Genomic DNA, 12,692 nt, shown 5'->3' on the forward strand with positions numbered 1-12,692 from the left:
CACCTTTCGCCCTCGATATCCCATTCCAGGTCACCCCTCAGTCTCGGCCGGCGGCATGCTGCACGGCTTGCAGCGCCTGCGTGATCTGCTCCTCGGGAGCCTTCATGTTGGCCAGCACACCCCGGAGGTCGTTGAGAGCCGTGGACATCGCCGTGGCGACCGGAATCTGCTGCGCCAGCGACTCGACCCGGTTGAGGACCTCCATGCGTCCCTGCGGCTCCAGGCCGGCGGGTGAGAGCTGGACCGGTATCTCACTGGCCACCCGCACGATGACCTCGTCGCTCACTCTGCTACTGGAGGGCAGGCCGACGGCATCGATGCGATCCGGAACGCCGTGCTGCGCGACCGCCTGGCTGGCGACGAACCTTGCCACATCGGTGTGCTCACCGCCGGAGTCGACCTGGACCGCGAGGCTTCGCAGGGCGAGGCCCGCCGCGTGGTTCTGGTCGATGTTGGCGGGGTTCTGGTACATCGAGAGCACCCGGTCCAGGTTGCCCGCAGCCTGCTCCTTCGACATCCCGTTGGTGGACAGGAGGTCATCGCCCCGCTCGGTCGGACGCACGTTGCGCACCGGGTCGACCCCTCCGGTCGCATTGCGCCGCAGATTGCTCGCGTGCATTGGGTCGTCCGGGTGCCGACCACCCGTACGCGGATCCCGCAGCGCGTCGTAGTGCTCGCGCTCCATGGCAGCCGCTCCGGCCTCGTCCCCCTCGGCGCGCCGATGCTGGATTGCAGCCAGGGCCGCCTTGTGCGGGACATCCTGTGCACGCTGCTTTCGCTGCATGACCAGACCCTCGCGCGCCGCCGTGCTCTTGCCGATGGTCTCCGAGGTCTGTGCCTGGTCCTCGCGCTCCCGGGCCTTCTCGAACGTCTCCTTGCCGGCTTCCTTGGCATCTCCGAACTTGCCCAGCACGGAGCGCGTCCTCTTGCCGAGGTTGGGCGCGTTCTTGAGCACACCCATCCCCGCGGCCTGGAACTTCTCGGACGTGGACAAAGTCTGTCCGGAGGCGGAGGCAGCCGCCGACGCCCCCTTGACCGCCGCGCCCGCGGACATCGCCGCGGTCGCACCGCCGGTCGCCACCGCCGCGCCCACCTGGAGTGTGGTCTGCGCCGCCTTCTTCGCCAGGTCCGCCCCGACGCCAACGATCGCGTCGCCCGCGTCCTTGTTCCCCATCGCCATACCGGACAGGGCTCGCATGGCCGGCCTGGCGTAAACACCGAGGAGAGCCGTCATCAGGGCGCAGGTGAGGATCTTCAGTACCCAGTTCTGCTCGCCACCCGGGGCGAGGATCAGGGTGTCCATGTAGGTGACGATCACCAGACCCAGACCCCAACCAACCTGCCGGAACAGGTTGGTGAGGAAAAGTTCGCCCAGCTTGATCGCCGCTACCCGGGAGGGACCTGGGAATATCCCGAGGAGGAGATAGAAGGGGGCGAATATCATCAACACGAAGACGCCGAGCTTGGCGGCGAGCAGCATCGCGCAGATGAAATAGATCGACGCGTTGATGATCATGCCGCCCATGACGCTCATGGCGGCCGCGGAGAGGCGCGACATGAAGTCGTTGCCGCCGGCGACTGCGATGACCGACTCGTCCTCGGGTCGGACCTTGTGCTTGTCGTTTTCGAACCAGCTCCAGCCAGTGTCCTTGTCACCCCAGCAGAGGCGGAAGTTGTTCTGGTCGGACTCGTTGCAGAGCCCGTTGCCCCACAGATTGAGGTAGGGGATCTTCTCGACGTACTTCCCCGTCCACGCACGTTTCCCGGACTTCGAGTTCTCTCCGACCTCGTCGTCCGTGCCGTTCCAGGAGATGATTCCCTTGACGACCGTCATACCCTTGTCGTCAATCTTCCCTTGGCCGTCGACCCCGACGAACTGCGCGTTGAGCATCTCCGCGCCCCACCGGTCGGCCGCAGGCCCGTTGTTGCCCACCTGTCCGTACAGCCATGGCTGGTAGACGAGGGGCACCCATACCGCGTCCTGCACGCAACGTGCGGCATCGGTTCCAAATTCTCCATTGCACAGTGCGGTGCTGTTGGCCCCGCCGGTCGCCGGCAGCTTGGCCAGGGATTCGAAACCAGTGGATGTGACATCACCCACGACGTCGTTGATCTTGCTACCGGCCAGCGTCGGGTTGGCCGCGAACCAGAAGAACAGCCCCGTGATCAACGTCATCCAGCCGAAACCCTTGAGTACCGCCGTCACCCGCCCCTGTGGCCCCCAGTTCTTGACGCCCAGATAGATTCCGCCCAGCGCGCCGACCAACCCCAGGAAGGGCGCGGCGATGTTCGACATCGCTCCGGCCACGGAACCGACGGGTTGTTCCAGAAACTTGAAGGGGTCGTCCCCGAAGGACCACCCGAGCAGGGCCATCGTGAAGGTCGCGAATAGTTTCGACAGGCCGAAGATCGCGTCAGGCACGAAGTTGATGTGGCGGTTCATCGAGAAGCAGCCGGGCTCCCAGCCGAAAACGTGCCAGCTGAGTCCTGCCATCCCGTAGCGGTGGTACGAGGCTTCGGGCCCGTTGTACTTGGAGTTCGCCGGGGGGATGAAGGTCTCCCGCTCATGCGGCGGTATGGACGGGTCCGGCTGGAAGGTGTTGAAGAAGGCGTCGAGGCCCTTGGCCCGGTTCTCCGGCATCGGCACGTCGAGCGGGCCGCACATCGAGATGATGTCGTCCTCAAGGGCCTGCGACGGAGTGGTCATGGTGAACCACAGCGTGAACGTGGTCAGCATCAACAGAGCCAGTGTGCCGATCCGACGCAGGACCCGGCGCCTACGCCCTGTCGGCCGCCCTGGCCGTGGCCGTTTGGAGGCCGGGACGTCACGGAAGGACGTCAGCCTGGTTCGGGCCCCCGGCGTCGAGGCGATGGCCATGCGGATCCCCCGGTTCTACGACTTCAACTGCTGTGTATATACGCTGTGCACGTTAGCATGTGTTTCTGACAGTGAACTGGGCGCGCTTCAGGGTCCGATGGGGCGGAGGGTGCAGACCGAGGATGACTCCCGATCGACCGGCCCAACACGTGGAAACCACCCTGCACGCGGCCGCGCTGAGAGACCTGAGGCGCGGCGGGAAGGCCGCGGCGATTCTCTTCGGCGGCGTCTTCGGCATCCTCGGACTGTTCGTCATGGGCGGTCTCGTCGTTGCCCAACAGCAGGTGCCCGCACGCCCCGCGGACACTCCGGCCCCGACCGGGTCCGTAGCGGCCGGCGAGCCGGGCGCCCCCTCCCCCGCCATGGCCGCCGCCTGGCGCCAGCAGCTCGTCTCCTTCCTCACGTCGGCAGGGGAGCCGGGTCACGCCGGAGCGGATCGCTGGTTCCCGGGAGCCGCCTCGGAGACGGACGGCTTCACCTACTCCCCCGTCTCGGACACGGATCCCGGCGCCGGCCGACCGGACCGAACGGCGCGTGTACACCACCGGGACCTCTCAGCATCCGATGCCGCTGCGGTGTTCCGAGCCGTGTCACGGAACGGCGCCATCGCCCCGTCGACGCTCGAGGTCTCCTCTGCGGCGGGTACGGACAAGGACCGAACGCTGAAGTTCACCCTCCGCACCAAGGACGGCGCACTGCTCGCGGGGGAGGCTCGGCTCTCCACCCGGGAGTCCGAACAACCAGTCATTCTTCGCTTGGTGTACGGAAGTTGAGCAGTCACGCCGGAACGTACGCGTCCTTTGCACGTAGGATCACGAGAGATCATTCCGTATAGACACAATGCTGCACATCGAGGACGGAGACAGCGTGCTGATGAATACGCGATCACAGGTTGCGGCGATCGCCCTGATGGCAGCCTCCCTGACACTCACCGGCTGCACGAAGGACGGTGACCACGCCGAACCCGGCTCCCCGGACCACGTTTCCGCCGCCGCCTCGCCGTCCCCATCGGCGGCCCCGTTCGCGAACGCGCCCTGGCGCCTTCAGGTCGTCCACCTCCTGGAGGCCCTGCGCACCCCTCAGGACGGCACCTACCGGACCTGGATGTCGGACGACGCGACCTACTGGACCGATAGCTTCGTCTACACTCCGCGCAGCACGAGCGAGCCGGGCTGGGACAGGCGCAACTACGAGGGCATGACCGTGACCTACCCGGGCAAACTCACCCCGGCCGAGAAAGACCTGTTGTTCAAGTCCCTCACCCGGGACAACCGGACCATCGCCTCCACCCTCACGGTGGATCGTGTCGAACAGCAGCCGGACGGGACCCGGCAGGACTATTGGTTCACCTTCAAGGTGCAGAGCAGCGATGGTGACTGGCTCACCGGCAGGGCCATGGGCCACAGCGACGAGAAGGGCAACGGTAGGGTCAACCACCTCAGCTACGACGTCAAGTCGCCGTGACCGAACAGCGCGGCCAACGGGACGGGATCGTCCTCCCCGCCGTCTTCGGCATCGGCCTCGTGGCCCTTCGCCTCGATCGCACGACGTGCCCCCGCCGCCTCCTCACCGAAGATCTCCGCGATGATGCGGGTCATCTTCCCCGGGTCCTTCTCGGGGTTGGTGTCGAAGATCTCCAGAACGTGGTCATGGATGAACTCGACCCTGACGCGCGCCAGCTTTCCCGTGCGGTCCTTGAACACGCAGACGCCCTTCTGACCCACTCCCAACGACATGATGGTGCCGATGTTCTGCTGGTTCGGCTCGACGCCGAGGAACTCGCAGGTCTTCGCAGCCTCATCCTTCGACGTCGTACCGAAGGCCCACACACCGGTGACGAAACTGGAGTCGAAGTCGCCGGCCGACTGCGAGATCAACCGCAGGAAGGTGTTGCGGGACCGCCCGAGGCGCTTGATCCGGTCGACCAGTGTGCGGGCCCGCGGGTTGTCCTTGCTGGTGTGCCATTCGTCCCAGGTGATCGCCTTGGGGATCGCCGGGTCGAGCGTGGCCATGATGTTCCAGGTGTTGTCGGCCATCAGGCCGGCGATCACGTCCGAGAGAAGCTCTCGCTCGGACATCATCTCGGGCGACTTGCCCGGGTCGGGCATCTGCAGGCCGAGCGTGCAGAAAATGACCGTGTAGCCCACGGGTATCTTGAAGGGGCGCGGCGCCCGTCCGAAGACCAGTTGGCCCAGCTTCGTTTGGGACACCTCGCGAAACCGGCGCCCGGGCGGTCCGGAGAACTGTCGGCAGCGTTCCTGGTTGATGTTGTGAGGTGCCGGCGGGAGCTTCTCCCAGGCTTCGAGGATCTCCACGACGCGCATGAGATAGGTGGACCCGCGGCCCTCGGTGACGGCGGCGCCCACCGCCTGCCGGATTACGTCGCCGAAGTCACTGCCGTTCTGGCCGGCCAGCAGGTCGGGCACCATACGCAGCAGCGTCTCACGCATCAGCTGGGCCGCGTCCTCGGGCGTCTCGGCTTGCGCGGCGGGGTCGAGCATGCCCGGCTCGGCATCGTAAACGTTGACACAAATGATCTTGTCGGGGTTGAGGCCCAGCTCCTCCGCGTACTTCTTCAGGACGAGGTAGTCGCCCTTCGGGTCCCACACGACCTGGGTGATGCCACGCAGGGCGTCTTCCCAGACGGGCTTGAGACCGCGACTGACGGTCTTGCCGCCTCCCGGGTCGCCCGGCACGCCCTCGGTGGGGGCCAGCTGCGACTGGGTCGCGTACAACATGTGGTCGACGAAGACCGGCTCGGCCGGCAGCCCACCCGCCCCGATGGTGTATCCCTGATAGAGCCCCTGACCGTCCCCGATGGAAGGGGAGATGTGCGGCATACCGGCGGCCAGGTAGTCCAGCGGGACGCGCCGGATGTAGTCGGTGTCCATCGGGCGACCACCGGGCAGCGACTCGTAGAAGAAGAACTTCTGATGAGTCGGCGGACCGTCAACCGTGTATCCCGCTTCACGCATGGACCGGACGAAGTCCCGCGCGTTCTCGCGCAGCTCGTCGCGGTCCGTGGAGGAGATGCCGAACAAGGCGCGCATGCGAATGAAGGGCGTGCGGTGGTGGTCGACCAAGTACTTCATCTGCGTGACGAGTTCGCGCTTCTGATGATATGTGAGGTCCGTCGATACGCCGGCCTCCTGGTCGTTGAAGAACTGCTCCTCGACATTGCGCAAGGCCTTGTCCGCGTCCTTGCGGGTGTCGGCCAGTTCCTGGATCTCAAAGCCTATGGACTGAACCACCGGGAACGGCAGGGCGTCGGTGCTGTGCAGCCACAGCGTGTTCGGGAAGGTCACCTCTTCGGGCCCGAGGGACAACGCGAACCACAGCTGGTACGAAGTCCCGGTGACGGTCTCGTGGCGGAGGACCTTGTATTGATACTTACCGATGCGCCCCAACGGTTCCCTGGTCATCTCGCCCCCACAGAGAGCCTGTAGTTCCCCCGGCCCGTAGCGCTTGGGCGGGGTGGCGGAGGGGTCCGGCGCCGGCAGCCCGGGGTGCGTAAGGTGCAGCAGGAGCATCTCCGCCTCCTGGCGCCCCACAGCCTGGCAGCGCAGGGGCGACCCGGCCAGGGTGTTGCGCACATCGCGGGCGGCGTCGTGCCACACCGAGATCTCCTCAAGCGGCGGCATCTCGTCATCGAGGTCCAGGGGCTTCTTGACCTGGTCCCACATCCGCTGAATACGGCCCCACGCCCCGTTGTACGAGGCACGGTCCCCGAGGCGAACCACCAGGTACACGCGCTTGATCGGCCACGCGGCATCATTGATCCGTACCCGGGTGTCCTCAAGCACGGAAGCCCAGCCGACGGACGGAATGCCCTGGCTCTGCGTCCGTTCGTCCAGCCGCTTGGCCCAGAGGTCGGCGTTGAACGGGAAGTCCGTGGTGATCAGCCGGGTCTGGTGGGCACTCCCGCGGGGCAGGCCTGACAGTGCGGCGTAAACCTGCGCCAGGCCCGCCCTCTTGTCGAGCGGGCTCGTCAGCTCCCAGCTGCGTGTCGGCACGCTGACCAACGTGTAGGCGCCTTCGGCATCCAGCAGGATGTCGTCGTCGAGGTAGCGGTAGCCGATGCGGGACGGTGCCTGGTAGCCGTCCGGCATCAGACGGGAGACCACGTTGTTCACCCTTGCACGCCTTCCATGATGAGCTGATCGTCCGGTCCTGCCGTGCCCGCGTTCGTCCGACGCTCCCTCGCCGGCCCGAAGCCACTCCAGGGCGGCACGGGAACCGTCCCGTAGCCGTTCGGCAGTGGCGTCTTCGGTGCGAGCGCAGGCAGTGCCTCCGGGCGGGCCCGCCACAGGATGATGCGGTACGCCGAGGCGTCCTTGCTGGTGCGTACAGGTACGCCCTTGCGGTGGACCGGATCGTCCATCAAGTCACGTACTGCCGCCCGGATCAGGCCGAAGATGCCCAGATTGTGGCGCACCGGCCGGCGAGAAAGGGCCACCGCGAAGACCGGGGGCACAAGAAGGATGAAGAGATAGGGGAGGCCAACCGGCGCCTGCTTCCCGAAGGCGTGCGTTATCACCTTGATCGGTGGGGCGAGAACCATGTTGTAGGTCATGATCCAAACCACCAGAGAGGAGGCGAAGACCTTGATGTCATCAACGAACAGCCCCTCCTTCATGGGGATGGTCGCCTTGCCTACCTTGCGGAGTGCCTTCTTGACCTTGAACGCCTCCGTGTAGTCGCGCAAGGTGACCGTTTCGTCGCTCATCGCCCCTCCTCCCTCGTGGTGGTTCCCGCCGCGATCCTTCGGAGCTGGTCAGGCACTCAGCAGCGGATCCCAGACGTTCGTCTTTATGAACGTGCCACCATCCTCAAGCAGGGCCTTCGGGTCGTCGACGATCATGAAGGTGAAGCTGCCGATCAGCAGGATGGTGACGACCACCATCCACTTGCGCTGGGCCTGGGTGAAGAAGGCGGCGACGACCGCGAAGACGACGGTCGCGGCCAGGATCGCCCTGCCGATGCCGCTGGTCTTCGACGTGATGGTGCCGACGTCCGCGAGGATCATGTGCGTGCCGGGCGGAAGGGCCTGGAGGGTCTGAGTCACCATGGTTGCTGTGTCCTCTTCTGGCTGGCGCGTCGGAGAGGCCGAACGCGCAGGGTCATCGTATATACACAAGGAGGGCGGTCGCAGTCGACTTACCGCGGAGGAGTGCCGCTCCATGTCATGTATAGACGCTCTTACGGCTTCGGGGATCCACTGGCGTGCGGCTGTTGCACACCTGTACCGCTGCCGGTACCGGTGGGCCCGGACGAAGGTGTTGCGCCATTGCCGGTGGGCCCGGACGAAGGTGTTGCGCCATTGCCGGTGGGCCCGGAAGAGGGCGTCGCGCCACTCGCGGAGGACCCCGGCGAAGGCGTCGGACTCTGCGAGAACAACCCCCCGGATCCCTTCGTCGGCTGCACGTTGGGCAGTTGGTCACCGCCGACGGATCCGCCACCAAGTACGGGAGTGGGGTCGGACGCGAAGTACCACTGGCCGTTGCTCTGCGCGATGGCGACCTGATAGGCCGACGTCTGCTCCGCCTTGGTGTCCGCGGAACTCTTCAGCGTCACGGAGAAGGTCAGGGTGCGCCTGCTGGCGTCCTGTCCCTTGGCGACTGCGGGAACGTAGACTTCGCCGATCACCGGCCGGCCGCCCCCGCCGCCTCCCGTGTACGCACCTCCGAGTCCGAACGAGGTCACCCCGGGAAGCAGGTACCGAGCCAGGTTCGCGTTGTCGCTCTGGATCCAGGCAGCCATGAACGGTGGCAACAGGTCGGACTTGAAGGTCTGGGCGAGCGCGGCGTCGTTGGACGCCGAAGTCACGTCTTTCGAAGGCGTGGTCAGTCCGGAGCACGGCACGTACACGGGGGCCGCGGTGAGGCCGAAGGCCGAGGAGCCGTTGCGCTGCACGGCGAACAGCGGCACGGCAAGGCAGCGCCAAGACCCATCCTGCACCTGCACGGTCGCCCGCACGACAGCCCTGTCGGCTGCCGTGACCTGAACGTCGGTGCTCATCACCATGTCGATGACCACCTGCTTCCCCTGACCGTTCCAGCCCAGCCGTTCGTCAAGGCCGTTGATCGCATACGGCTTCAGGGCCGTCGAGCGCGCATCAGCCTGCGCGGGGTCGTAGCTCGCGAAGGCCTTCACCAAGGGTGCCGCCCACATCAGTGCCGCACCCCGGGGGAAATCCCCCTTGTTCGCGGACGCCTGCTGGTCCGCCAAGGCTTGGACGTCCGCCTTGGAGGCCTTGCCCCCCATCTTGGCGAAGAGGAACAGCAGGAGCAGAACGCCGGTGATGCCGAGTATCCGGCGTACCAGGATTCCACGCCGGGGTCCCGCCCACATCTGCGCCGTGGACACCTGTCCACGGTCAACTCCACTGCTGGGCTTGGCCTTGGCGAACGGGTTGTGGAACCATCCGTTGCCCTCTGCCGCTACCGGCCGGCGCTCCTCCTTGCCCTTCTTGCCCTTCTTGCCGTCCCTCCGGGTCGTCTCCGCAGGAGGCTCCTCCGGCAACTGGGCACTGGGCGGGCGCCGAGCCGGTGCCTCCCGTTCGCCGGAACCGCTCACCACCGGCACGTCACCCGGGATCGAATTGGCGGCAACTGTCCAGGGGTTGGGCGGCGCGGGGCGAACCGGACGCTTCTTGGCGAACGGATTGCGGAACCACCCGCCGGCGCTGCTCCCCTCCTGCTGGATGAGCATGTCTTCGGTCAGTGCCGGTACCGGCTCCCGGCCGTCATGAGGCGGCGTAGTCACGACTCCCCTTCCACTGCTGTCATGCCCCATCGCGGGGTGCATGACAGCTCCCCGTTCACTGTCTAGACACAAGCACTATAGTCACAGGAGTGGTACCGAGCGGCAGTGTCCGCCGCCTGGTCACGCCCGAGCTTGATCGCGCATGTGTGGCCGGACGTAGGGGGGTTGTGACTGCTATGGCGTCCCGACGGCCGAGGCGCATCCCGCGCCGTCCCACTCGGACGGACGTACGATCGACTGCCGCCAAGCTCTGTGTGTCACCAAAGGAGTGAGAACCGAACCGGCCCCGCCTCAATCGAAAGCGGCGAGGCCGGCGGACCCGACTCACTTCCCCTGATCGCGGGAGGTGGGGGCTCACCAAGCTCCGCCGAGGACGCCGGATCCGCCCCGCAGAGTTCAATCTTGACGACACTGCGGCGGTCATGTCAGCCTACGTGAGCCAAATTTGACGATCACTCAATAGAGTGTAAAGTTCCGCGCTCGACAGGCCAGAGAATGTGTACTCACGGGGACGGGGGTTGACGAGAGTGCAGGACGATCGCGTCAACGAAGACGACAAGAGGACGTACCACGTCGTGGTGAACCATGAAGGTCAGTACTCCGTCTGGTTCACGGGCAGATCCATTCCGAACGGATGGCGCACAGCGGGGTTTTCCGGCCCGAAGAGCGACTGCTTGGGTCATATCGACGAGGTGTGGACGGATATGCGCCCGCTCAGCCTTCGCGAGCAGCCGAATCCTGGGGAAGCCCGCTGAGTCGATCAGCGCAGGTCTGCGAGATCTCACGGACCGCACCTCTTGGCTGCGAATCGGGCAATGGATCCAAAGGTCGATGGCTTGACGTGTTAGGCGCACGGGACTCATGACGGGTCGACATTTCTTCGCATGTGTGTAATGCGCCAGAGAGTGGCCATCCTCGTGTCGACGCCTCCCTGAACTCACTGCCCCCGAGCAGCTGATGCGCCGCTTTCGAGTGGGGCGACACATTTCCGCTTTTCATCGAGAAGGGCCGTCCAGACTACCGTGATAGCGGAAAACGATCTCAATTTCCTGCTGCAGCGGCGCTCGGAAGAAGAACCTGCGGGCGTCACTTATACCTACCTCGACCGGTTCTCGGGCGGGGACGCACCTCACGAGCGACCGCTGACGAACGAGGACCTTTTCCGGCGCGCTCGGGCTCTCGCTGCTCGCATTCAAGCGACTGCGCAGCGCGGTGACCGGATTCTCATACTCAACCAGCCGGGTATCGACTACATCGTCGGTGTGTACGCGAGCATGCTCGCCGGCATGGTGGCCGTTCCCGCGTATCCACCGGAGAAGACACGTCTGAACCGCGGCTGGGAACGCATACGTGCCATTGCTCAAGACGCCAGGCCGAGCTGTGTGCTGGTCGACCCCGAGACTCTGGCCACCACGGGAGAATCGCCCTGGGGCGGGCAATCCGGCGTGGAGTGGATCGTGACCTCCACGGTGGACACGGATCTCGCGAATTCCTGGGTCCCGCCGGGCACGTCGCCCGAAGACCTTGCCGTGCTGCAATACACATCCGGTTCGACGGGCCGCCCGAAGGGCGTGATGCTCTCGCACCGGAATCTCCTCCTGAACCTGCGTGCCGGGCGTGAAGCGTACGGCATCGAAGGCAGAATGAACGGGGTTTTCTGGCTGCCGCCCTATCACGACATGGGGCTCATCGGGGGAATTCTCATGGCCCTCTTCTGTGGGGGTCGCGCTCAACTCTTCACACCCCTCGCCTTTCTCCGTGACCCCTTGCGCTGGGTACGGGCGATGTCTCACTACGGTGCGTATGTGAGCGCCGCTCCCAACTTCGCCTATGAAATGTGCGCACGAGCGGCGATGTCGGCACCGGAGGAAGTCGCGGGGCTCGATCTTTCGAACTGGCACGTCGCCATCTCAGGGGCAGAGCCGGTGCGTGCGGATACGCTCGACAGGTTCGCCCAGGCTTTCGCTCCCGCTGGATTCCGGCGGGACGCCTTCTATCCTTCGTTCGGCCTCGCCGAGAACACGCTCGTGGTGACCGCGAACTCCGGAGGATCCTCCGTGGTGTCACTGGACGCTGCGGAGCTCGAAAAGAATCGCGCGGTCGAGGCGGTTTCGGGAGGGAAGCTGCGCACCGTCGTAGGCTGCGGCGCCAGCGCCGACCCCGAGCAACACGTGGACATCGTCGATCCGGAGACGTGCGTACCTTGCCCGGACGGCATCGTGGGCGAGATATGGGTCAGTGGTGGAAGCGCCGCGCAGGGATACTGGAATCGCAGTGAGGAGAGCGAGGCGACGTTCCGGGCAACCATCGCGGTTACCGGTGAAGGGCCTTATCTGCGCACCGGCGATGTCGGATTCGTACGGTCCGGCGAACTGTTCGTGACCGGCCGTCTGAAAGACCTCATCATTCTCCGCGGCCGCAACCACTACCCGCATGACTTGGAGATGACTGCGGAGGAGGCTTACCCGTCCTCCGGCCGGAGCGGCCGGTGTGTCGCGTTCTCCGTCGACGAAGGTGGCGAGGAGCAGCTCGTACTGGCTGTGGAGGCAGCTCCGAGGATGTCGGAGGGGGACCGCCACGAGACCGCCGGGACGATCCGTGATCGTATCGGTCAACACCACGAGGTGGCCGTACACGAAATCGTCTTCGTGCCGCGTGGAGGAATCCGCCGTACATCGAGCGGAAAGCTTCAGCGATCCGCGGTGCGGGCCGCCTATCTCGCGGGCGAATACAGGCGCGAGACACGTGCCCACAGGCCGTACTCCGCACCACGCGACGCGGAGGAGCAAGCCGTCGCCGACTCCTGGGGGCGGGCCCTCGGTGTGGAAAGGGTGGGGATCCACGACCGGTTCTTCGAGCTCGGGGGAGATTCACTCAGGGCAGTCCGCGTGCTCGCCGATTTGAAGGACAGCTGTGGATATGAGCTAACCCTGTCCGATGTCGCCCAGGTGCACACGGTCGAGGAATGCGCGGAGCTCATCCGCAGCCGCGCCGCTGAGCGGGATGCGTACGACGAAGTTCAGGTCGATCTCGGGTGATGATCGGGAGG

9 protein-coding genes are annotated in these 12,692 nt (G+C 65.6%); 4 read left to right on the forward strand and 5 right to left on the reverse strand.

What is annotated here, in order from left to right; all coding sequences use genetic code 11:
- Positions 1 to 37: 37 nt before the first annotated feature.
- The gene (locus NOD94_RS18490) at positions 38 to 2,737 is read right to left on the reverse strand and encodes a hypothetical protein (RefSeq protein WP_281207074.1); all 2,700 of its coding nucleotides are present in this window, start codon (positions 2,735 to 2,737) and stop codon (positions 38 to 40) included.
- Positions 2,738 to 3,000: 263 nt separating this feature from the next.
- Between NOD94_RS18490 and NOD94_RS18495 the strand changes: the two genes are divergently transcribed.
- Together NOD94_RS18495 and NOD94_RS18500 are read left to right on the forward strand one after the other, a co-directional pair.
- Complete coding sequence (locus NOD94_RS18495) at positions 3,001 to 3,651, forward strand: hypothetical protein (RefSeq protein ID WP_281207075.1); 651 nt, start codon at positions 3,001 to 3,003, stop codon at positions 3,649 to 3,651.
- A gap of 100 nt (positions 3,652 to 3,751) precedes the next feature.
- On the forward strand, positions 3,752 to 4,342 hold the full coding sequence (locus NOD94_RS18500; protein ID WP_281207076.1) for a hypothetical protein: 591 nt from the start codon (positions 3,752 to 3,754) through the stop codon (positions 4,340 to 4,342).
- Here the strand turns inward: NOD94_RS18500 and NOD94_RS18505 are convergent.
- From NOD94_RS18505 to NOD94_RS18520, 4 genes are all read right to left on the reverse strand, one after another.
- On the reverse strand, positions 4,321 to 7,011 hold the full coding sequence (locus tag NOD94_RS18505; RefSeq protein WP_281207077.1) for an ATP-binding protein: 2,691 nt from the start codon (positions 7,009 to 7,011) through the stop codon (positions 4,321 to 4,323). The two genes, NOD94_RS18500 and NOD94_RS18505, sit on opposite strands and share 22 nt — an antisense overlap.
- Positions 7,008 to 7,604, reverse strand: coding sequence for a hypothetical protein (locus NOD94_RS18510; protein ID WP_281207078.1), 597 nt, complete (start codon positions 7,602 to 7,604; stop codon positions 7,008 to 7,010). Before NOD94_RS18510 ends, NOD94_RS18505 begins: the two co-directional genes overlap by 4 nt.
- Positions 7,605 to 7,652: 48 nt before the next feature.
- Positions 7,653 to 7,946 carry a TcpD family membrane protein gene (locus tag NOD94_RS18515; RefSeq protein WP_281207079.1) on the reverse strand — a complete coding sequence of 98 codons (294 nt, stop codon included), beginning with the start codon at positions 7,944 to 7,946 and terminating at the stop codon, positions 7,653 to 7,655.
- A gap of 131 nt (positions 7,947 to 8,077) precedes the next feature.
- Positions 8,078 to 9,643 (reverse strand): conjugal transfer protein, encoded by a 1,566-nt coding sequence (locus NOD94_RS18520; protein ID WP_281207080.1) that lies wholly within the window; start codon positions 9,641 to 9,643, stop codon positions 8,078 to 8,080.
- A 527-nt stretch (positions 9,644 to 10,170) separates the two neighbouring features.
- Between NOD94_RS18520 and NOD94_RS18525 the strand changes: the two genes are divergently transcribed.
- Together NOD94_RS18525 and NOD94_RS18530 are read left to right on the forward strand one after the other, a co-directional pair.
- Positions 10,171 to 10,398, forward strand: coding sequence for an MbtH family protein (locus tag NOD94_RS18525; protein ID WP_281207081.1), 228 nt, complete (start codon positions 10,171 to 10,173; stop codon positions 10,396 to 10,398).
- Between the two features lie 267 nt (positions 10,399 to 10,665).
- On the forward strand, positions 10,666 to 12,681 hold the full coding sequence (locus NOD94_RS18530; RefSeq protein ID WP_281207082.1) for an AMP-binding protein: 2,016 nt from the start codon (positions 10,666 to 10,668) through the stop codon (positions 12,679 to 12,681).
- Positions 12,682 to 12,692 lie beyond the last annotated feature (11 nt).

The sequence above is a fragment of the Streptomyces sp. Isolate_45 genome (assembly GCF_024721315.2).
Lineage (GTDB): Bacteria > Actinomycetota > Actinomycetes > Streptomycetales > Streptomycetaceae > Streptomyces.

Excerpts from the sequence above, each read along its gene's own strand:
- NOD94_RS18510 (WP_281207078.1), bottom strand. The coding sequence starts at position 7,604 with ATGAGCGACGAAACGGTCACCTTGCGCGACTACACGGAGGCGTTCAAG.
- NOD94_RS18490 (WP_281207074.1), bottom strand. The coding sequence starts at position 2,737 with ATGCTGACCACGTTCACGCTGTGGTTCACCATGACCACTCCGTCGCAG.
- NOD94_RS18515 (WP_281207079.1), bottom strand. The coding sequence starts at position 7,946 with ATGGTGACTCAGACCCTCCAGGCCCTTCCGCCCGGCACGCACATGATC.
- NOD94_RS18500 (WP_281207076.1), top strand. The coding sequence starts at position 3,752 with ATGAATACGCGATCACAGGTTGCGGCGATCGCCCTGATGGCAGCCTCC.
- NOD94_RS18495 (WP_281207075.1), top strand. The coding sequence starts at position 3,001 with ATGACTCCCGATCGACCGGCCCAACACGTGGAAACCACCCTGCACGCG.